This window comes from Gordonia oleivorans (assembly GCF_040044975.1).
Lineage (GTDB): Bacteria > Actinomycetota > Actinomycetes > Mycobacteriales > Mycobacteriaceae > Gordonia > Gordonia oleivorans.
Genome location: NZ_JBDZDI010000015.1, coordinates 17,264 through 38,702 on the forward strand (window position 1 = coordinate 17,264; position 21,439 = coordinate 38,702).

Genomic DNA, 21,439 nt, shown 5'->3' on the forward strand with positions numbered 1-21,439 from the left:
GCGCAGCGGAAGGATGGGTGTGGACTCAAGTCGCCCGGACGGTGTGGCGTGCCCGCGTACGGTGGATCGGAGAGTCCACCGAGAAGAGGAATCGCCATGTCGAGAATCATCATCGTCGGAGGAGGCCTCGCGGGAGCAAAGACCGCCGAGGCGTTGCGAGATCAGGATTACGGCGGCGACATCGTGCTGCTGGGTGCCGAGGAACGCCTGCCGTACGAGCGTCCACCGCTGTCCAAGGAGTTCCTCGCCGGGAAACAGAAGCCCGACGAGTTCACCGTCCACGACACCAACTGGTACCTCGACCACAAGGTCGACTTCCGGCCCGGCACCACCGTCGACGCCGTCGATGCGGCGGCGAAGACGGTCTCCCTGCCCGACGGATCGACACTGTCGTATGACTCGTTGGTGCTGGCGACAGGGTCGTCGTCGAGGCACCTGGACCTGCCCGGAGCGGATGCGAGCGGGGTGTATCACCTGCGGTCGCTCGACGACGCTCAGGCGGTGAGTTCGGCGCTGGACTCCATCAGCAGACTCGCGATCGTCGGTGGCGGGTGGATCGGGCTCGAGGTGGCGGCGACGGCCCGCGGACGCGGTGTCGAGGTGGCGGTCGCCGAGGCCGCGGCCTTACCACTGCAACGAGTCCTGGGCGACGAGGTGGCCCGCGTCTTTGCCGACCTGCACCGCGGCCACGGGGTGGATCTGCGGACCGAGGTGCAGGTGGCCGAGATCCTCACCGACGGCGGTGCCGCTGCCGGGCTGCGTCTGAAGGACGGATCGACCATCGATGCCGACGCCGTGCTGGTCGCGGCGGGTGCGGTTCCGAACCTGGGACCGGCGCAGAGCGCCGGGGTGGAGATCGATGGTGGGGGTGTCCTCGTCGACGCCGGCCTGCGCAGCAGTGATCCGGACATCTTCGTCGTCGGTGACATCGCCAACCAGATGCATCCGGTCCTGGGGCGCCGGGTCCGCACGGAACACTGGGCCAACGCACTCAATCAGCCGGCGGTGGCGGCGACGAACATCCTCGGCGGCGACGCCGAGTACGAAAACCTGCCGTACTTCTTCACCGACCAGTACGACCTCGGCATGGAGTACAGCGGGCTCGCCGGCGCCGACGATCGCGTGATCATCCGTGGCGACCTCGGGGCGCGGGAGTTCGTCGCGCTGTGGGTCGACGACGATGCGCACCTGCTCGCCGGGATGCAGTGCAATATCTGGGATCAACTCGACGACATCAAGGCGCTCGTGGCCTCGGGAGCAACGCTCGATCTGAACAAGCTCGCCGATTCGGAGGTCCCGCTGGGTCAGCTGATCTGAGGACTGCCCCGGTGACCTGACGGAATCATCGTGACAGACTGACGGCCATGGCACCCGACATCGGCATCGACACCGCGATCGTGGTGTTCGCGGCCGGTCTGATCCTGGTGCTGGCGCTGATCCTGGGTGTGTGGAAGTACCGGGAGATGCTGTCGTCGCCCACCCATCTCGCCCACCCGTACGTCGACATCGCCCATCGGGCGGCGCTGCTCTACGCGTTCGCGACGTTGCTGCTCGCCGCGCTTGTCGAGTTCAGTGCCTGGCCGACCTGGGTGAATCTCGTCGCCGCCGGCGTGCCGATCGTGTTCTTCGTCGGGGCGATCATCACCTACATGCTGCACGGCTGGCGCCGCGACACCGACAACCAATTCGCGCATGCCTCAACGAGTTTGCGTGCATCCACCACCGCATTGATCGTCGGTGAGATCGGTGGTGTGGTGGTGCTGCTGATCGGCTTCGCGGTCGGCCAATTCTGAACGGCGCGATTCTGAACGGCGCGATTCTGAACGGCGCGGCTCAGAACGGTTGGTTCTGAGCCGCGCCTGGCGTGTGTGTCTAGCCCTTGCCGAAGAACCGAGCGAACATGCCCGGCTCGCCCGCATGCCCTTGGCAGCGTTGCGATTGCGGGATGCCGCGCATCACCTGGTCGACGTGATTACCGCAGCCTCGCCAGCTGGCCTTTCCGCATTTCCGGCAGGTCGTTCGTTGGCACATGGGTACTCCTCGGGGTTGATGAAGATGGGGGGTCGGTGAGATGGGGTGGGTGTGATGGTGCGAGGTCAGGCGGTGGTGCGTTCGTCGGCCACGATGTGGTCGGCGGCCGCCGCACCGAACCAGCCGAGGAATGTCAGCATGCCGCCGGAGAGATTCGCGACGTCGGGCAGGGACGCGGACAGGGCGCGGGTGGCCAGGTACGAACGCATGCCCGAGTGGCAGTAGACCCGCACCGGCCGGCCGTCGGCGGCCGCCCGGACCTCCTCGATCCGCTCACGAATCTCGGTGTGCGGGATGTTGAGTGCTCCGGGAAGGTGTCCGCCGGCGTACTCGTCGGCCGAGCGGGCGTCGAGCACCAGTGACGAGACGAGGACGGTGTCGACGTCGGCGGCGTGCCAGAGTTGCACGGTGCCGGTGGCGATGTTGTCGGCGATCATGCCCGCGAGGTTCACCGGATCCTTGGCGGATCCGTAGGGCGGCGCGTAGGCGAGGTCGAGATCGATCAGATCGGCGGCGCTCATGTGATTGCGGATCGCGGTGGCGAGCACGTCGATTCGCTTGTCGACGCCATCGAGGCCGACCGCCTGGGCGCCCAGCAGGAGCCCGTCACCCGCGCGCACGTGCAGCATCAGACTGATCTGTTCTGCCCCCGGGAAGTATCCGGCATGACTGTTCGGATGCAAGTGCATTGTCCGATAATCGATTCCGGACGCATCCAGGGCTGCCCGATTGGCACCGGTGAGGGCGGCGGTGAGCTCGCCGACGCGGACGATCGCCGTGCCCAAGGGGGCCGGGATCGGCCGGGCGGTCTCGGGTCGGAGGATGGCGTCGGCGACCTGCCGGCCCGCGCGATTGGCCGGCCCGGCCAGGGCGACGGGGCGTCGCATACCGGTGACCGCATCGGTGGAGACCGTCGCGTCCCCGACGGCCCAGATGCGGTCGAGGTTGGTCCGGCCATGCTCGTCGACGACGATCGCACCGCGTTCGCAGGCCACGCCGGCGGCCTCGAAGGGGGCGGTATCCGGGGTGACGCCGACCGACAGCACGATCACATCGGCGGGTATCCGGGTGTCGTCCGACAGGATCACGGTCGCGGGTGGATTGCCGGAATCGGTGGTGGCGCCGTGGTATTCCACTGCGGTGTATTCCACTGCGGTCGCACCGATGCCGTCGTGAACCGCGATGCCCAGGCGGGTCAGTTCATCGCGCACGGCGGAGGCCAGCTCCCGTTCGAGGGGCGGCAGCACGTGATCGGAGAGTTCGACGAGGGCCACCTCGAGGCCACGCAGGCGCAGGGCCTCGGCCGCCTCGACGCCGATGAAGCCGGCACCGAGGACCACGGCGCGCCGGGCTCCGTCGAGGACACGTTCACGCAGGGCGACGGCGTCGCCGACGGTGCGCAACGTGGTGACGCATTCGGCGTCGAGGCCGGGGATGGGCGGGCGGACGGCGCGCGCGCCGGGGGCCAGGATCAGGTGGTCGTAGGCCATCTCGTCGATGCCCTCGGCGGTGGCCACCCGCACCCGGCGGGCGGTCGGGTCCACCGCAATGACCTCGTGGTTCACCCGGACGTCGAGGTTGAGTGTCTCGGCCAGACTCTCCGGCGTGTGCAGCAGGAGCTCGTCGCGGTCGGCGATCTCACCGCCGACGTAATACGGCAACCCGCAGTTGGCGAACGACGGGTGCGGACCGCGTTCGAGGACGATGATCTCGGCATCTTCGTCGAGGCGCCGAGCGCGGGCGGCCGCACTCATACCTCCGGCGACACCGCCGACGACAACAATTCTCATACCCCCGAGGGTATATACCCCGGGGGGTACCTGGCAAGGGGTGTGGCGCAGAACTCAGGGGGCGACCGACAACCAGTCCGCGAAACCCGACGGATCGTGGCGGCCCAGGGCGCCGTGCTCGAAGAGTCCCCACCCCTCGCGGGTGGTGCCGTCGGCCTCCCGGCACACCGCGTGTCCGACGTGATCGATGACCCCGAACGGGATGCGGCCGGCGACGGCCGGATCGGACAACGAGTACGAGCGACGCTCGGTGAAATCGGCGCCCTTCCACACCCCGTGTGTCCAGTCGGGATCGCCGCCGTAGCCGCCGCCCACGTGGATCGGTACCGCCAGCCGCGACGTGACCTCGAGGTGCACGGCCGCCCCGGAGGGGGCGGTGGTCTCGATGGTGGCGCCGGCCGGAATCCTGGTACCCGAACGGTAGTGGACGGTGATCCGAGGCCAGCCCAATTGCTCGACGCGGCCGTCCTTCCACACCCGGCTGCAGTCGTTGAGCGTGCGGAAGCCATCCGGGGATTCCTGCACGATCAGTACGAGCTGGAAGTGGTCGAAGGCCATCGGGATGTAGTTCCACCACATGCCCTCGAAGGGTGGATCGGCCGGGCGACCCGCGGGCTCGGGTTCGCCGACCGGCCGGATACCCCAGGACCGGTCGCGGGTGCCGATCCAGGTGGCGGGGTCGACGGTGATCTCCTGGCCGTCGACGACGATGCTGCCCTGCCACGTGCCGACCTGGGCGAAGCGTTGGGCGTCGAGGGTCACCTTGGGGCCGGTGCGCATCAGGTGTGGCATCTCCTGCAGGGCGTCGAACAGTCCGGTGAAGGTGAGGTCGATCTCGATGCCCTCGGTCTCGGCGAGGGAGATGTGCAGCGAATGCAGGGGATCGGTGACGTCGATGCGGTAGTCGCCGACGTGTTGGTGCAGGCGATCGGCGTCGATGGCGTCGGACAGGTGTACCGCGGTCTGGGCGTCGCCACCACGGTTGATCAGGACGAACGCATCTTTCACGCCCAGATTCGGGTAGTAGCCGATGCCGGTGATCAGGAAGATCTCGCCGGTGCGGTCGTGCGCGTTGAAGTAGGAGCGGTCGTAGAAGTTGCGATCGGAGCTCGCGGGCCAGGCGATCGGTTGGGGTACTTGATGAATCGGGAACTCGTCGGCGGGGCCGAGCATCAGTGTCCTTCCTCGGGTGTGGTGATGAGACGTTCGAGCAGGGTGCGGTGATAGAACAGTTCGGCGTCGATGTCGCCAGGCGGATCGATCTCCCCGAAGTGGACGCGCCGCGCGCCTGCCCGCATGAAGACGCAACACCAGATGACGCCGGCGAACACCGAGAACCACTGCAGGTCACCGAGTTCGACGCCGGTCGCGTCGCGGTAGGTGGCGCGGACGTCGTCCTCGCGCATGAAGTCCGGCATGCCGGGCAGGGCCGCCAGGCCGGATAGTTCCTGGAATACCCGGTGGGCGAAGATGATCCAGGCCACGTCGAGTTCGCGTGGGCCGAATGTGGCCATCTCCCAATCGAGTACGGCCACCGGAGCGAAGTCCCGATAGATCACATTGCCGATGCGGGCGTCACCCCATACCAGCACCGAGGGCCGGTCGGCGGCGTCGGTGGGGAAGTTCTCCCGTAGCCAGATGAGCGCGCGGTCGACGAGTGGTGAACGGCCGATCGCGGCAGCCGACGAGTCGTACCATTCGACCAGCCACGAGAAACGGCTGCCGAGATCGGTGTCCGACGGTGGCCCACCGTCGCGCAGGAAGCCGAAGGTGGCGGCGGCGTCGGGTATCGAATGCAGCTCGGCGATCAGGCGCACCGTCGAATCCTGCAGGGCTCGTTGCTTTTCCGTCGACGCATCGAAGAGCCAGTTGTCGCCGAAGGTGTAGGGCATGACATCCGGCGGTACCAGACCGTCGACGCGGTCCATCAGGAAGAACGGAGAGCCCGTCACGTCGCCGGTCGGTTCGAGCCAGTGCACTCGCGGAATCGGGACGGCGGTGGCCGCGGCCGCGCGGCGCATGGCCTCGTATTGATGATCGAGGCGGTAGGTGTCGAAGACCGGGATGTCCTCTGCCCGTGGCGCCATCCGCATCACCCAGCGTTCCGGCGCCGATTCGCCGGGCCACTGCGCGTCGACCATGATCGTCTCCGACGACATGCCGTTCGCGTCGCCGCCGGCGTCGACGTGCAGATCGGGGCGGCCGCGATCGGGTGTCTGGGTGGCGATCCAGTCCGCGAGGGTGTCGGCGAGCGACGAGGTGTCGCGCGCCGAACGCTGGAGGGGATCCACGTGGGTGTCGACGGTGGGAGTGCCCGTCGAGGATGCCGACTCGGTCATGATGCTCCATTCGCCCCGATTCCGCTACGCTCGGTTGCGTTATGACGACAGACCAGATGTCCCCGCGCAGCGAAATCCGGAAATCCGCCGGGAGACCTCGCGATGAGGCGATCGACGGGGCGGTCATCGGCGCGACCCGTGAGCTCCTCGTCGACGTCGGATACGCCCGGCTGACGATGTCGGCGGTGGCCGAACGCGCCGGGACCACCAAGACGGCCATCTATCGTCGGTGGACGGGTAAACCCGATCTCGTGCACGACGCGACCCTGCGACGATTCACCACGCTGGTGTCACAAACCGGCGACCTCGACGCCGACCTCGCCTCGATGATCGCCGAGGTGCGCGAGGTGTTCGGCAGCCCGGTCACCCGCGCCGCGCTGCCCGGCCTGATCGCCGACATGGCCGCCGACCCGGCACTGCATCGGCAGGTCCTCGAAGGCTTCGGTGGGGTTTTCGGGGCCGTCGGCGTGCGGCTCGAGGCGGCGCGCGACGCCGGTGCCATCGGTGCGGACGTCGACGCCACCCTGCTCATCGAGATGCTCGGTGGCGCGGCCATTCTGCACACCCTGATGCGGCCCGAGGAGCCGCTCGACGACTACTGGGGGACGCAGATGCAGCGCATGGTCGCCGCGATCCTGGCGCCGGCGTCGTCGGGATAGTTGCGCGCGCACCTCCCGCTTGCACGGAATGCATTGCATGCGTGTGGGAGTCGAGCATGCAGATGCAAGGGATCGGCGCCTCAGAGCCGCTTGGTCGTGTCGATCTTCGTGTTGGGTGTGCCGCCGGCGCTCGCGAGGCGCTGCGCGTACTTGTACAGTCCACCGACGAGCAGGACGAAGAGCACGACGCCGAGCCAGATGGCGTAGTTCTCGAAACCGTCGCCGACGACGGCCAGCGCAGAATCGTCGCCGGTGGCCGCGACGATGCCGGCGAAGATGACACCGAAGAGGCTTTCACCGACGATCAGGCCGGTGGCCATCAGCACGCCGATCCGCTTCTTCTGCTCGGCGTCGCCGCCGGAACGGTCGGCCCACTTGTTGTAGAAGACACCGAGGATCGCGCCGATCGGGATGACCAACGTCAACGACATCGGCAGGTACATCCCCATGCCGACGGCGAGCGGCGGAACCCGCAGCCGGCGGGTCGTGAGGCCGAGCACCTCGTCGACGATGATGACGCCGATCCCGATGAGAGCGCCGATCCCGAGGAGGCTCCAGTTGAGCGAACCGCCGAGGACGCCGGTGGCCAGGGTGGACAGCAACTGGGCCTGTGGTGCCGACAGGGCGTCGTCGCCGGCGCCGGGCATCCCGGCGAAGCCGAAGGAGTTGTTCATCAGTTCCAGGATCGGCGGGATGATGATCGACCCGAAGAGGACGCCGATGATCAACGCGACCTGCTGCTTCCACGGTGTGGCACCGACAAGTTGGCCGGTCTTGAGGTCCTGGAGATTGTCGTTGGAGATGGTGGCGACACCGAAGACGATCGCGGCGGCGAACAGCGTGTAGGCGATGAGCGCGTCGGTCTCGCTGCCCGACGCCGTCCCGTAGACGATCTTCACCAGGACCGCGGCGATGATGACGACGAGGATGCCGACACCCGAGATGGGGCTGTTGGACGAACCGATCAGGCCGGCCATGTAGCCGCACACGGCGGCGATGACCAGGCCGATGATCACCACGAACAGGATGGTGACGGAGATGATGCCGCCCGACGACCCGTCGATCGGGTTGGTGGACTGCCCCGACGCGGGGGTTTGCACGAAGTCCCAGAGCAACAATCCGATCGGGATGAGCATCGCCACGACGGTGGCCCCGACGTAGGTGATCGGGATGTCGCGTTCGGTGATGTCGACGGTGATCCCCTCGCGTCGTGAGCGCGACGAGGTCAGGGCGTTGGAGATGCCGGTGATGATCGGCCGCAGGATCTTGATGAGGGTCCACACCGCCGCCACGGCGATGGCGCCCGCACCGATGAGCCGGACGTCGTCGGAGAAGACGGTGTCGAGGACGTCGCCGATGGCACCGGTCGATGCGGTGAAATCGCCCCACGAGTAGATCGGCATCAGGATGAAGTAGGAGATCACCAGACCCACGAGCATGGCGATGCCGACGGTCAGGCCGACGAGGTGCCCGACACCGATCAGGGCCAGGGACAGGCTGGCGCCGAAAATGGTGCCACCGGAACCGATTTTGAGGTATGCGCCCACCGAGTCGGTGACGATCCGCATCTTGGCCAGCAACGCGAACAGCGCCGATCCGACCGATCCGACGATGATCGCGATGAGGCCGGCGCGGTTGCTCTCCGCGCCCTCCTCGGTCTCACCGACCTTGAGAACCTCTGCTGCGGCAACACCTTCCGGATACGGGAGGTCGGAGCCGGTGACGAGTGCGCGGCGTAGCGGGATCGAGTACATCACGCCGAGGATGCCGCCGACGGCGCAGACCGCCACCGTGATCCAGTAGGGGAATCCGGTCCACCAGCCGATCATCACCAGGCCCGGGATGACGAAGATGATCGCCGACAGCGTGCCCGCGGCCGAGGCGATCGTCTGGACGATGTTGTTCTCGACGATCGAGTGATGGGCGAAGAACCGGAGGACGGCCATCGAGATCACCGCCGCGGGAATGGCGGTGGCGAAGGTGAGACCGACCTTGAGGCCGAGGTACACGTTCGCGGCGGTGAACACGAGGGTGATCAGGCCGCCGAGGATGATGCCCCGAACGGTCAACTCCCGCAGTGTCGGTGACGCGGCGGGCGGGGTGGCGACAGGAGATTCAGACATAGCGGGCTCTCCTTCGTGGAAGGTTTGTCACACCATAAGCCCGGGCTCGGGCGGATGTCGCCGAACGCCACGGTCTTCGACGCTGCGGCGGTGACGGCCGGCTACCGTCGTGTCGACGCGTGAGTTGGCCCGCCCATCGGCGTTGCGCTCATGGTTAGGGTGGCGGTATGCCCAGAACCATCGCCACCGCCACCGACGTCGAGAAGGCCGAACTCATCGACTTCGTCACGCCTCGTCACAAGATGCTGCTGCTCACCACCCGGGGGTCCGGCGCGCCACAACTCTCGCCGGTCAGCGGCGGTGTGGACGCGCAGGGCCGTATCGTCATCGCGACCTATCCCGCTCGTGCCAAGACGGTCAATGCCGCACGGCGACCGCAGGTCAGCGTGTGCGTGATCTCCGATGAGTGGAACGGCCCGTGGGTGCAGGTGGACGGCACCGCCGAGGTCCTCGACATGCCCGAGGCCGAGGATGCGCTGGTCGACTACTTCCGCTGCATCTCCGGTGAGCACCCGGACTGGGAGGAGTACCGCGAGGCGATGCGGGTGCAGAACAAGTCGGTCATCCGCATCACCCCGACGTCGTGGGGGCCGGTGGCCACCGGCGGATTCCCCGCCGAGGTGGCCGCGGCTCTCGACGCGAAGGACGGCTGACCGGCGGCTGCCGGGGTCACGCGTCGAGTTCGGCGATGGCCTGCTCCAGGATCGACAGACCCAGTTCCAGTTCGTCGTCGGAGGCGGTCAGGGGTGGCGCGATCCGGAAGGTGCCGCCCATGCCGGGCAGCTGGACGACGTTCATGTGCAATCCGAGGTCGTAGCATCGGCGGGTGACTTGGGCGCCGAGGCGGTCGGCGTCGGAGTCGACGAGCTCGAGTCCCTGTAGCAGCCCGCGGCCGCGGACGTCACCCACCACACTGTGACGTTCCTGGATGCGAAGCAGGCCGTCGCGCAACAGTTTTCCGGCGTGTGTCGCACGGGTATCGAGGTGATCGCGTTCGAGGACGTCGAGCACGGTGTTGCCGACGGCGGCGACGAGCGGGTCGGAGACGTGGGTGGTGAAGAACAGGAAGCCGCGTTCGTGGGCGGCCTGTTCGATCTCGGTGCTGGTGATGGTGGCGGCGAGGGGCAGGCCGGCGCCCAGCGTCTTGGAGAGGGTGATGATGTCGGGGACGACACCGTCGCGTTCGAAGGCGTACCAGGTGCCGGTCCGGCACAGCCCGGTCTGTGCCTCATCGAGGATCAGCAACATGTCCCGCTCCCGGCATTTGCGTTGCAGCGCAGCCAGATAGCCCGGCGGGAGGTCGATGACGCCGCCGGAGGACAGGATGGGTTCGACGATGCAGGCGGCCAGCGAACCCACCGACTGCGCGTCGATAAGACCGAATCCGAAGTCGAGTTGCCGTTCCCAGTCGAGGGTGCCGTCGGCGTGGGTGAAGTCGGGCCGGAACGAATCCGGTGTCGGAAGAGCATAATTGCCCGCCGCGACCGGACCGTAACCGCCGCGTCCCGCACTGTAGGTGGCCGCGGCCGCCGCGTGCGTCATGCCGTGCCAGGAGCGGGCGAACGAGACAATCTCGTGCTTGCCGGTGACGAGTTTCGCCAGTCGGATCGCGGCCTCGTTGGATTCGGCGCCGGTGGTCAGCAGCAGCACCTTGTCGAGCGGATCGGGCAGCGAATCCGACAGGCGTGCAGCCAATTCCAGCACCGGCTCGGACAGCATGCCGCTGAAGAGATGATCGAGGGTGGCGGCCTGCCGGGAGATGGTCGCGACGATCTCCGGGTGCGCATGCCCGAGGATCGCCGACATCTGCCCCGAGGTGAAGTCGAGGATGCGTCGGCCGTCGGCGGTGTAGACGAAGCTGCCCTCCGCGCGGGCGATCAGCTCCGGAGAGAAGGTCCCGCCGTACCGGATCAGGTGGCGGGTGTGGTCGGACGTCATGGTGTCGACGTTACGAGGGATTGGCAGTGCTCGCAGTGTCGTCGGACGACTCCTCAGGCAATAGGCCCATGGCCTTGGATGACAGGGGTGTGACGTTGCCGAGAAAAACGGCCATCCAGATCCACCACGTTGCCACCGGGACCAGGATCACCAGGACGTTGTTCTGCGCCCAGCAGTGGGCGACCACACCGGTCACGATGCCTGCGAGCAGAGCTGCGGGCGCGGCATAGGTGTATGTCTCCCGGAGGGGGACCCAGCCCCACAGTGAGCAGGCGACGAGTGCTGCGGTGAGCACTGATGCCACACTGACAGCGGAGGCGATGGTGCCGGGCAGCGAGATGTCGATACCGATACCGAGGACCACCACGACGATCAACAACCCGGCCGCGCAGCAGAAAGCAAGCCGCCGTGCGGCGGATCGGCCGACACGGCCGGCCTCATGGCCAGATCGAGGTGGAGTCACCCGGGTACAGACAACGAACAACCACCCGGCTAGGCCGAGCAGCGGGAACCACACGGCGAGTGCAGCTTCCATCGGATGGCATGCCAACACCGTGGCCAGGAGCCACAGCGCGATACCGATGCACGCATAGGCAACCCCGAAGCACAGCGTCACCCACAGGTAGGGACGGGCCCGGCCCTGGGCCTCCGTGAACGCGCGACGCCAGTCTGTGAACACACGCTGACGTTCGGCCGGAAACACCTGTTTGGCGCGTTCCCATCTCTCATTCATGCCGTGCCACTTCTTCCGAGCCGCCCACCATCGCCAGCCGATGCCCAAGCCCACAAGCGTCGTCAGGAACCCGAACACCCTCCAGTTGGATTCATCTGTGCCCGAATCCCCCGGCAGTACTTCCGATGCGAGGAGAGTTGCTCCCAGGGCGATGGCGAGTCGGATCGGATCGACGAGAAGTCCGAGAAGTGGTGGGATGACCCGCAACGCGGCCACCGCCGCGACCACGATCGATTTCTTCACGACGCTCGGTTTCACGGTGGCGGGCTGTAGGGCGCGGATGACCAGGCTGGACGCACGTGACACCAGACCGACACGATAGGACGAGGGAAGTCCGGTGATCACACCCATCCCGCGCGGCGGCATCGCCAGCGAGGTCGGGAGGTCGGCGAAGATGCACTGCTGCAGGTCCCGTGCGGTGGAATCCGATTCGGACGCTGTGGACTGTTCCTCATTCTCGTCGCGGGCGGTCGCCTCCAGCAGATCGGCGATCCCTGCGGCAGCATCCATCCGACCCCACGTCCAGTCGTTCGAGCGCCAGCGCCAGTCGAAGAAGCCGGCGAACCGCGCAAGCGGTGTTCCACACAGCTTGTCCTCGGCCCGGTTGACTCCCTCGACGTGAGACATCCACGCGGACAACTGTTCTGGGTCGATGTGCTCCAGGGCGGTGTTCTTGCGTAACCAGGAAGCCAGTTGTGAGTGGATGGCTGCGGACCGCAGCTCGGAGACGTGCTCGTTGTCCAGCGCGGGGGTCTGGTTGCCTGTGATCTCGTGGTAGCGAATCATCGACTGACCGCCGGGGACGCCGCTGACCGAGAGTAAGCGGGTTATCTCATACGCCGAGTGTGAGTGCGCCGATACTCGTTGGCGCAGTGCGTTGTAGATGGAATCGGACCACTCCGAATCGTTGCGTTCGGCCTGGCCGGGGTGGATGGTCCTTAGCGCACGAAGATACGAGTCGAGGCGTGACCACACGGTGGTGAGTAGCTGGGCCGAATGGGGGATCGCTGTTGACGCTGTGGCAGTTCCCGGCATTCCCAAAGCAGATGACAGATGTACGTAGAACTCCGAATCATCCCCTGGTTCAGAATGATTCAACAGACTGTCGAGACCCTGATCGAGCGTCAGAAACAGCTGATGGCTTATCCCTGCGACGATTGCCGTCGACAACGCGTCTGAGTCGGTGGTGCTGCGAACGGCGTCATCCACGGTCTGACGCCGTACGCGGAGAAGTATTGACAGGCAACGGTACAGGCATCGTTTGACCCTTCGGAGCAATGGAGCATCGTTGCAGCTGACAGTGTCCGTGTCCTGGAGCATTCGCGTCCACGCGATCAGGAACAGCGAGGCGTCGATTGCGGCACCGGCATCGCCGATCGTGACGACATGCCACGCGTGACGGTCGAGCGTGGTTGAGCGCGATGAGATAGCAGCGTATGCCCTCTCGACGGCTTCGGCGACCGCGAGGCTGGCTTCGGCATTGACGGGGACCCAAGGTTGGGCGGGGAATCCTGGGCTGACGAGGACATCATTGGGTTTCGTGAGGATGAGGGCATACCGTTCGGCGTCGGCTCCCGCACGCGACGCGAGATAGTCACGGAGTCCAATGTTCGGCAGCCGCGTCCCGGGATTGGAGAGCCAGGCCGCCAACGAGTCCAGCCGTCCTTGGAGTTCCTTGACGGAGTCATTGTGCTCGCGGATGTACGTGATCTCGTCGGCTGCGGACTCCTCACGTTGCTTGAGTGACATTCCGGTGGTGATGACGTTGAGCCAGCGACTCAGCTGCGCAGACTGATTGCGTGCGCGGGTGCCCTTCTTCGCCGGCGACGGTGCAGGTTGCGGTTCGGGTTGTGACGGTGGTTGCGGATCGAGGTAGATCAGCACACGTTGCGTCGGATCGGTGGCCGATGCGCGCTGAATTGCGCGAACGGCGCGATCGATAGGGATGTTGTCGAAGACACCGCCATCGATCACCAGGAATGGATCGTCGGCGTCGTTGGCCTCACGGCACAACGAGAAGACCGGCTGCATGTCACCGGGCGCAGAAAGGTCGGTCATGGGAGTCGGTTGCGACGAGTGCACCGACGCCGGCTCGAATGCGCCCGGAAATGACGAGGTGGCGCGCATGCTCAGTGCCATACGTTCCTGGGCATGTATGGCCGCGCTCTGGTCGACGTCGATTGCTCCGGGGATGGTGGAGTACGTCGATCCGAGTCCACCTGGGCGACGGGTGAATGAGAACCCTGCGCGGGAGGGCATGCTCCGTCGCTTCGGGTCGGGCAGCACGGTGGCTGCCAACTCCACGGTCAGTCGATCCTGTGGTTGGACTCGGCCAACCGTGGAGGATTCTTCTGCCTGCGGCGGATTCCAGGATTCCCCGACGATTATTTCGATGGCTTCGCGTGCCAGCGTCAGGAACCGGCCGTCGCCGGACAGCACCGAGTCGACCGCACTGAATCCTGATCGCTGCTTGCCGTCCGCTTCGGCTTCCTTGTCGGGCGTCCGCAACAGATCCCAGAGGCCACCATCCTTCAGCCACATGTCGCGAACAATGTCGTCGGTGACGACGCCGTAGCTCTGCGCCAGGGCAAACAGCACAGCGTTGAGTCCGCCCGCGCTCGCCCCGGCGAGGATGTCGAATTCGACCTTGTCGAAGCCGGCGGCCGCGAGAAGCTCTTTATAGACGTGGGCACGGTGATGCTCTGGTGAAGCGTGGGGACCAGGAGTGGGGATTGGTGTCAACGATGCCCGCCGCACCAGATCGAGTTCGGCGACGGCACCGCCGATCCAGACGGCCATGCTCACACCACCGCGCATGGCAAGGGCGATGCGGAGGGTGCGTTTCGGGCTGGTGCTCTGGGTCGTCGAGACACTTCTGTTCTCAGACATCGAGACTCGTCCTCCGTCTCACCCGACCGTGGCATTCGTAGTGCGCTAATTGAATCCCAATACGGACGTATCGGACGCCGAATACGCGGAGTTGGCGTCGTCGGACGATATACGGCGAGCGGTCACGGCCACCTGCGGTCTTCGATATGGAAGCACAGCGCTGTCAGTGCCGAGCCGAGCGCTGTCAGTGATGGGGAGAGCGCTGTCAACGTTGGGGAGAGCGCTGTCAGTGCCGAGCCGGGCGCTGTCAGTGAAGAGGTGAGCGCTGTCAGTGGCGAGGATGGCGCTGTCAGTGGCGAGGTGAGCGCTGTCAACGGGTGCGTGTATGAACGAGGCGGTCAGGTTGGCTCAGTGTGCTGCCGGACCACGCTCGACGAATTCGGTTGCCGCGCTTGTCGCGTGCCGGGCGGCGTCCAGGAGGTCGAGGCCACCGGCGAGATGGGCGGCGAGGACTCCGGCGAAGACGTCACCGGCACCGGTGGTGTCGGTGGCCGTCACGGCGCGGACCTCGATGTGATGTTCACCCGCGTCGTCGATCACGACGACCCCGGCGCCACCGCGGGTGATCACCACACTGCGACACGTCGAGCCCAGCTTCTCCGGACCGCCGTAGTAGGTCTCCTCGACCTCGTTGACGATCACCGGATCCGCGATGGTGAGAATCGAATCATCCAGCGGTGCAACCGGACTGGGATTGAGGATGAATCGTCGCCGGTGGCTGCGGCACCAGTCGGCCACCGCCTCGGTGATCGCCATGGGGCACTCGAGTTGGGTCAGGACGACGTCGGGATCGAGTGCGTCCAATGCGGTGAGCGTGTGGTCGACCGGCAGGTCGGTGTTGGCGCCGGACAGCACGATGATGCGGTTGGTGCCGTGCGCGTCGACCTCGATGACGGCCCGTCCGCTGATGCCCTCGGCGTGGTGGATGTGGTCGACGTCGACGCCGGCGGATCGCTGATGGGTCAGCATCGTCTGCGCCGCGGTGTCGTCACCGACGGCACCGATCAACGCCACCCGGGCGTGACCGGCGGCGGCGAGGGCCTGATTGGCGCCCTTGCCGCCGGGCCGTTCGGTCTGCGACAGGCCGAGGACGGTTTCGGAGTCGGCCGGAAGTCGATCCACCCGGATCACCTGGTCGAGATTGAGGGTGCCCACCACGGCGACGACGCCGGTGTCCTCGGATGGCGCTGCGGTCGGGTCGTGAGAGGTCATCGCCGATGAGTATGCCCGGTCGACGGAACCCGACGCTGCGACCGACTCTACATTTAATATTTTAAGTATGTTAGCCTGACCGGAGAAACCTGAGATATCAGTCACAAGTGGACACTCCTCTGCGGGATGATCGTCGGGGCACCACTACGGCACAGGAGTCGCCTGGCGGCCGGAGTCACCCGCGTGGCGGGCCGCCCGGCGACTCGGTCGGTCACCCGGGCGGACGCGCTCGTGGTCCGGCCTCGCGAGAAAGAAGACGTCCATGGCCACCACCTACCTGCCCGATCTCGACGAGACGACCGCGGTCCTCACCAACGCGCAGACGCGTATCGCGATCCCGCGGCGCAGGCGGCACGCCATCGGCCGGCACACGACGGCGAAGGTCACCGAGGCGCTCGACTTCTGGTCGTTCGCCGGCGCCGCCGCCAACGTGATCATGCAGCTGTCGTGGCCCGAGGTCGCCTACGGCGTGCTGGAGAGCAAGGTCGAGTCCGGCGCGCTGCAGCATCACCCGTGGAAACGGGCCCGGACCACCACCCAGTACCTCGCGGTCGCGATCCTCGGCACCGACGAGGAGCGGGCCGCGTTCCGCGCGGCGGTGAACACGGCTCATCGTCACGTCCGGTCCGACGAGAACAGCCCGGTCCGCTACAACGCCTTCAACCGTGAACTCCAGATGTGGGTGGCGGCCTGCCTGTTCGTCGGCGTCGAGGATTCCTATCAACTGATCCACGGGACGATGGATGAGACGCAGGCCGAGGAGTTCTACCAGTCGTCGAAGGTTCTCGGCACCACCCTGCAGGTGCCCGAAGAGATGTGGCCCGCCTCGCGCGCGGAGTTCGACCACTACTGGAACGTCGCCTGTGAACGGGTCTCCATCGATGAACGGACCCGGGCCTTCCTCAACGACCTGGTGGACCTGAAGATGATCAACCCGTTGGTCCGCCTGCCCTTCGTCGACCTGCTGCGGTTCCTGACCATCGGCTTCCTGCCGCCGCTGTTCCGCGAGGAACTGGGCGTGGAGTGGACCGCGACCGATCGACGACGATTCGCGCAGCTGTTCTGGACCGTCTCCGTGGTCAACGCACCCCTGCCGAAGTCGATTCGGTTCGGCGGGAGCCGCGCGATGATGCGCGATCTGCGGTACCGGATCCGTCACGACAGGGCGATCGTGTGACGCGCAATGCCCGTTCGGTTGTCCCGATCGGGGAACGCATCGACGAATTCGGGCACGAGACAATAAGGTTCGGTAGGGGAAGTGCGGTCGGGGATGACGAGAGGAGACAAGGCGATGGCAGCTGTGCGGCTCGGTCGTAAACAGCTCACCGATGAGGTCGCCGACCACTTGCGTACCCGGATCATGACCGGAGACATCCGTCCCGGTCAGTTCATCCGGCTCGACGAGACAGCGTCCGCGCTCGGATGCAGCGTCACGCCGGTCCGCGAGGCGTTGGTCACGCTGCGGGGTGAAGGTCTGGTCCGGTCGTCCCCTCATCGCGGGTTCATCGTCGAGAATCTCGAACGCGGTGACATCGTCGACCTCTTCTGGATGCAGGCCGAGTTGTCGGCGCGCCTGGCGACCCACGCCATCGCCGATCCGGAGTTGGCGCGCAGCCTCACGGAATTGGCGACCATCGTCGATGAACTCGAGGCCGCCGTCGACACCGGCAATGCCGATCGGGTCCTCGATCGCGAGTTCGCCTTTCACCGTCACGTGAATCTGATGGCGCACAGCAAGAAACTCGCCTGGTTCCTGTTCGAGGCCAACAAGTACTCACCGCATCAGCTCTATGCGCACGATCCGGAGTGGGGCCGCCAGGCCGTCGCCAGCCACCGCCGACTCATCGGTTTTCTGCGCGATGGCGACGAGGCCTCGATCCGGACCGAGATCCACGCCCGGTTCGCCGACGCCCGCGATCGGCTGATCCGCAGTCTCGACGCCGTCAACTTCTGGGACGACGACGAGTCCCGCGAGCACGCGTCCTAAAGGGCTGCCGCCTCGCCGATGGGTGCGTCGCGTAGATTCGCCAGGATGTCGAGCCCCGCAATCGCGCCGAAAGACAACGAGGCGCCGTCCACCGCCGAAGGTGCGCTCCTCGTCCTGCGGATGTTGGGAGGCCACCAGGTGGCCCCCGACGTGCAGACCGAGCACACCGTCCTGCACACCGGTGAGCACCGGGAACTGCGCAGATACGGCAGTGACGCCGATCGTGCCGCGGCGCGCGTCGCCGGTCGTCCCCCGGTGCTGCTGGTACCGCCGCTGGCGGTGTCGGCCCGCTGCTACGACCTCGGCCCGGGGCAGTCGGTGGTGGCGAAGCTGCTCGAGGACGGACGGGTGCCCTACGTCGTCGACTTCGGTGACGTCGGGCGCGCCGACCGTGACATGGGCTTTTCCGACTACTTCGACGACATCGTGCCCCAGGCCGTCGGCCGGGTTCTCGCCGACTATCACGGTGGCGACGAGGCGTCCGCGTCGTCGACGGGCGACCTCGTCGATCTCATGGCGTGGAGCATCGGCGGGACGATCACGTTCCTGACCGCGGCCGCGCATCCGGAACTGCCGATCCGGTCGATCACCGCCATCGGCACGCCCCTCGACTACGCGAAGGTTCCGCCGTATCCGCTGGTCAAGACGCTGATGAAGCCGACCGGCGGCACCCTGATCTCCGGTGCGCTGCGCGCCCTCGGCGGCATCCCGGCACCGCTGGTGCGGCTCGCCTACCGGGCGACGGCGTGGGAGCGGGAACTGAAGAAACCCGCTTACATCATGCGCAACGCCCACGACACCGATGCGCTGGCGCGGATGCAGGTGATCGACCGTTTCCAGACGACGATGCCGGGATATGCGGGCAAGGTATCGCTGCAGATGTGGGAGAACTTCATCTACCGCGACGAACTCGCGTCCGGGGTGCTCAATTTCGACGGCAGGCTCGTCGACCTGACGTCCATCACCGCACCCATCCAGCTGTTCGGCAGCCACCGCGACGCGATCGTCAGCTGGGCCGCCGCCCGGCACGGAGTCGACCTGTTCGCCGACTCCGAGCAGGTCCATTTCGCGACCGTGGAGACCAGTCACCTCGGTCTCATCGCCGGTGATGCCGCGACCCGCGAGACCTGGCCACGGGTCCGGGAATTCCTCGCCTCGCTCGACTGAGTCGATCGCGCCCGGGTCTCGACGCGCGGTGTGCGGGCGGTCCGACCGTGACGCTCTGACTTGATCGGCTGTCATGGAAACCGCCGTGGTGATCCTGTCCGCATCCGACGCCGGCGAGTTGCTCACGTTGCAGCGTGCCGCCTACGTCACCGAGGCCCAGGCGCATGACGATGTCTGGCGACCCCCGTTGGTGCAGTCGCCGGACGAGGTGACGACCGAGCTCTCGGCGTCGAACGTCCTGGCGCTGGGGCTCCGGGACACCAACGGGCGTCTCGTCGGCGCCGTCCGGGTGACCGTCGATCCCGCGACGACGATCGCCGAACTCGGCCGGCTCGTCGTCGCTCCGGATGTCCAGAGCCAGGGTCTGGGTAGCCGGCTGCTGGCATTGGCCGAGCAGCGGCTGCCTCCCGAAGTCGGCGAGATGCGCCTGTTCACCGGCGACCGCAGCGTCGGCAACCTGCGGCTGTACGCCAGAGTCGGTTTCCGGGAGACACACCGAACACCGACCTCGGGTGGATACGCACTGGTTCACCTGACCAAGGATGTGCGGTAGACCGGCTCCGACGAAGGGCGGCGTCGCCGGGTGGGCTCAGGCCCGCACGCAGGTCTCCACCCACTCGTGGACCAGGGGCACCACGCTCGCGCCCTCACCGGATGCCGACGCGACCCGCTTCATCGAACCGGCGCGGATGTCGCCGGCGGCGAACACCCCCGCGGCGCTGGTCGCGAGGTTCGCCGGGGGCAGGCCGTCGGCCCATCGGTTCTTGGGGACGTCGCGGCCGGTGAGGACGAAGCCGTGATCGTCGCGCGCGATCTCCGTGGAGACCCATTCGCAGTGCGGTTCGGCACCGATCAGCAGGAACAGCCCGCCGACGGCGCGTCGCTCGTCCTCGCCGGTGTCGCGATGATGCAGCGTCACCCAGTCCAGCGAACCGTCGCCGCCGCCGTCGACGACCTCGCATCGACCGCACACGCTGATGCGCGGATGGAAGGTGATCTCGCCGATCAGGTACTGCGACATGGTGGCCGACAGGTCATCGCGGCGGACCACGATCGTCACCGACCGCGCGAACCGGGCCAGGTGGATGGCCGCCTGACCGGCCGAGTTGCCGCCGCCGACGACGATCACGTCGCGGCCCTCCATCTCGCGGGCCGCCGACATCGCCGCGCCGTAGAAGACGCCGACGCCGACCAAGGCCTCCAGTGAGTCGACGCCGACCCGTCGGTAGTCGACGCCGCTGCTGATCAGGACGGCGTGCGAGCGCACATCGCCGCCGTCGGTGACGAGGCGGTGCGGGGTGTGCTCGCTGCCGAGTTCGAGGCCGCCCGGTTCGAGGCCGCCGAGTTCGAGTCTGTGGACCGGCCACCCGGAGTAGAACCGCGCACCGAAGCGCACCGCCTGCACCCGGGCCCGCTGGGCCAGCCGCATCCCGGAGATCCCGCGCGGGAAACCGAGGTAGTTGCGGATCATCGAACTCGTGCCGGCCTGCCCGCCGATCACCGACGATTCGATCACCACCGTCGACAGTCCTTCGCTGGCCGCGTAGACCGCGGCCGCCAGACCGGCCGGGCCGGCGCCCACGATGGCCAGATCCACCACCGCCTCCTCGTCCACATCCGAGGGCCGCCCGTAGAGCATGGCCGACACCTCGCGGGCCGACGACGGTGCGATGACCAGCCCGTGGTTGAGGCTGATCATCGACTGGAGCAGCGGGAACGACGGTGCGGAGTCGGGATCGTCGGGCTCGGGCACGTACGCGGCGAGCGCCTCACGCCCGGCCGGACTGTCGGGGGGATAGGTGCGATGCGGCATGCCCGAACGGTCGAGCATGTCCCGGATCTCGAGGGTCAGTGCGGTCGGCTCGTCGGTGATGATCCGGACGGCCTCGACGACCGGGGCGGCGATGGTCGAGCCCCAGTCGGACAGCATCTCGGTGATCGCGTAATGGAACTCCTCGTCGCGGGCGCCGCGCGGCATCAGCAGGAAGGTGTCGAACTTGCCCTTGCGCAGCGCCGGACGCAGTGCCGCCGAGGTCACCGCGAAGGTCTCCCAGGCGATGGCGACGACGCGGCGTGCGGTCGGCGTGATGGAGCGAAAGGTGTGCAGCGCCTCCATGAGTGGCATGTCGGGCAACTCCGAATCGGCGACGATGAGCGCCACCGGATCACCACGGCCGGCCAGCTGACCGAGTGCCACGATCGCCTCGATCGCCGACGCCACGCAACGCACGTGGTAGTCGCGGCGGTACCGGCCGAACTCGTCGGCGAGGGCGTCGGCGTGGGTGCCCGACACCAGCAGGATCGTGGGGGTTGCGGCGTCGGCGGGTGCCGCGGTGCCGGGGATCGGTTCGGTGTCGACGCTGGCCGGATCGGGATGAGACGCGGGGTCGGGAGCGGTCGGGCCGGTCACCGGGCTGTGCCGGGGATGGGGTGCAGGGACGAATCTGCCATGGGTCCAGTGTGACATCGCCCGGCCCGGCCCATCCGGCGCGAGACACTTCGCCGATTCCGTCCCGCAGGCCTCGGAGTAGTGGTGCACATCACATCAAAAGAGTCAGAGTTGACTGTTCC

At 66.9% G+C, this 21,439-nt stretch carries 17 protein-coding genes; 8 read left to right on the forward strand and 9 right to left on the reverse strand.

Features of this window, described 5'->3' with window-relative positions:
* The first annotated feature begins 96 nt into the window (after positions 1–96).
* Together ABLE92_RS18520 and ABLE92_RS18525 are read left to right on the forward strand one after the other, a co-directional pair.
* A complete protein-coding gene (locus ABLE92_RS18520) occupies positions 97–1,317 on the forward strand; it encodes an NAD(P)/FAD-dependent oxidoreductase (protein WP_348806240.1) in 1,221 nt (406 codons plus the stop codon).
* Between the two features lie 47 nt (positions 1,318–1,364).
* A complete protein-coding gene (locus tag ABLE92_RS18525; RefSeq protein WP_348806241.1) occupies positions 1,365–1,793 on the forward strand; it encodes a hypothetical protein in 429 nt (142 codons plus the stop codon).
* 79 nt (positions 1,794–1,872) lie between these two features.
* On the opposite strand, the gene ABLE92_RS26215 is transcribed toward ABLE92_RS18525, so the two are convergent.
* From ABLE92_RS26215 to ABLE92_RS18540, 4 genes are all read right to left on the reverse strand, one after another.
* A complete protein-coding gene (locus ABLE92_RS26215) occupies positions 1,873–2,031 on the reverse strand; it encodes a DUF8730 family Cys-rich protein (protein ID WP_496560824.1) in 159 nt (52 codons plus the stop codon).
* A 65-nt stretch (positions 2,032–2,096) separates the two neighbouring features.
* Positions 2,097–3,821: an FAD-dependent oxidoreductase gene (locus ABLE92_RS18530; RefSeq protein ID WP_348806242.1), complete on the reverse strand. Its 1,725-nt coding sequence runs from the start codon at positions 3,819–3,821 to the stop codon at positions 2,097–2,099.
* A 54-nt stretch (positions 3,822–3,875) separates the two neighbouring features.
* A complete protein-coding gene (locus tag ABLE92_RS18535) occupies positions 3,876–4,994 on the reverse strand; it encodes an Rv3169 family protein (RefSeq protein ID WP_348806243.1) in 1,119 nt (372 codons plus the stop codon).
* Complete coding sequence (locus ABLE92_RS18540; RefSeq protein WP_348806244.1) at positions 4,994–6,160, reverse strand: phosphotransferase family protein; 1,167 nt, start codon at positions 6,158–6,160, stop codon at positions 4,994–4,996. Before ABLE92_RS18540 ends, ABLE92_RS18535 begins: the two co-directional genes overlap by 1 nt.
* Before the next feature lie 41 nt (positions 6,161–6,201).
* Here ABLE92_RS18540 and ABLE92_RS18545 point away from each other — a divergent pair, with 41 nt between their 5' ends.
* A complete protein-coding gene (locus ABLE92_RS18545; protein ID WP_348806245.1) occupies positions 6,202–6,819 on the forward strand; it encodes a TetR/AcrR family transcriptional regulator in 618 nt (205 codons plus the stop codon).
* An 80-nt stretch (positions 6,820–6,899) separates the two neighbouring features.
* Here ABLE92_RS18545 and ABLE92_RS18550 read toward each other — a convergent pair whose 3' ends face one another.
* Positions 6,900–8,942 carry an OPT family oligopeptide transporter gene (locus tag ABLE92_RS18550; RefSeq protein WP_348806246.1) on the reverse strand — a complete coding sequence of 681 codons (2,043 nt, stop codon included), beginning with the start codon at positions 8,940–8,942 and terminating at the stop codon, positions 6,900–6,902.
* A 167-nt stretch (positions 8,943–9,109) separates the two neighbouring features.
* On the opposite strand from ABLE92_RS18550, the gene ABLE92_RS18555 reads away from it, so the two are divergent.
* A complete protein-coding gene (locus tag ABLE92_RS18555) occupies positions 9,110–9,595 on the forward strand; it encodes a PPOX class F420-dependent oxidoreductase (RefSeq protein ID WP_348806247.1) in 486 nt (161 codons plus the stop codon).
* Between the two features lie 16 nt (positions 9,596–9,611).
* On the opposite strand, the gene ABLE92_RS18560 is transcribed toward ABLE92_RS18555, so the two are convergent.
* The 3 genes from ABLE92_RS18560 to ABLE92_RS18570 form a co-directional block, all read right to left on the reverse strand.
* Entirely contained in the window at positions 9,612–10,880 is a 1,269-nt protein-coding gene (locus ABLE92_RS18560) for an aspartate aminotransferase family protein (RefSeq protein WP_348806248.1), read from the reverse strand.
* A 10-nt stretch (positions 10,881–10,890) separates the two neighbouring features.
* A complete protein-coding gene (locus tag ABLE92_RS18565) occupies positions 10,891–14,502 on the reverse strand; it encodes a DUF3376 domain-containing protein (RefSeq protein WP_348806249.1) in 3,612 nt (1,203 codons plus the stop codon).
* Positions 14,503–14,850: 348 nt separating this feature from the next.
* Positions 14,851–15,714 (reverse strand): ribokinase, encoded by an 864-nt coding sequence (locus ABLE92_RS18570; protein ID WP_348806250.1) that lies wholly within the window; start codon positions 15,712–15,714, stop codon positions 14,851–14,853.
* A 262-nt stretch (positions 15,715–15,976) separates the two neighbouring features.
* Between ABLE92_RS18570 and ABLE92_RS18575 the strand changes: the two genes are divergently transcribed.
* The 4 genes from ABLE92_RS18575 (at position 15,977) to ABLE92_RS18590 (ending at position 19,421) form a co-directional block, all read left to right on the forward strand.
* On the forward strand, positions 15,977–16,891 hold the full coding sequence (locus ABLE92_RS18575) for an oxygenase MpaB family protein (protein ID WP_348806251.1): 915 nt from the start codon (positions 15,977–15,979) through the stop codon (positions 16,889–16,891).
* 114 nt (positions 16,892–17,005) lie between these two features.
* Positions 17,006–17,701: a GntR family transcriptional regulator gene (locus ABLE92_RS18580; protein WP_348806252.1), complete on the forward strand. Its 696-nt coding sequence runs from the start codon at positions 17,006–17,008 to the stop codon at positions 17,699–17,701.
* 45 nt (positions 17,702–17,746) lie between these two features.
* A complete protein-coding gene (locus ABLE92_RS18585; protein WP_425476192.1) occupies positions 17,747–18,868 on the forward strand; it encodes an alpha/beta hydrolase in 1,122 nt (373 codons plus the stop codon).
* 73 nt (positions 18,869–18,941) lie between these two features.
* On the forward strand, positions 18,942–19,421 hold the full coding sequence (locus tag ABLE92_RS18590) for a GNAT family N-acetyltransferase (RefSeq protein ID WP_348806253.1): 480 nt from the start codon (positions 18,942–18,944) through the stop codon (positions 19,419–19,421).
* A gap of 36 nt (positions 19,422–19,457) precedes the next feature.
* On the opposite strand, the gene ABLE92_RS18595 is transcribed toward ABLE92_RS18590, so the two are convergent.
* Positions 19,458–21,212: an NAD(P)/FAD-dependent oxidoreductase gene (locus tag ABLE92_RS18595; RefSeq protein WP_348806333.1), complete on the reverse strand. Its 1,755-nt coding sequence runs from the start codon at positions 21,210–21,212 to the stop codon at positions 19,458–19,460.
* Between the last annotated feature and the right edge of the window lie 227 nt (positions 21,213–21,439).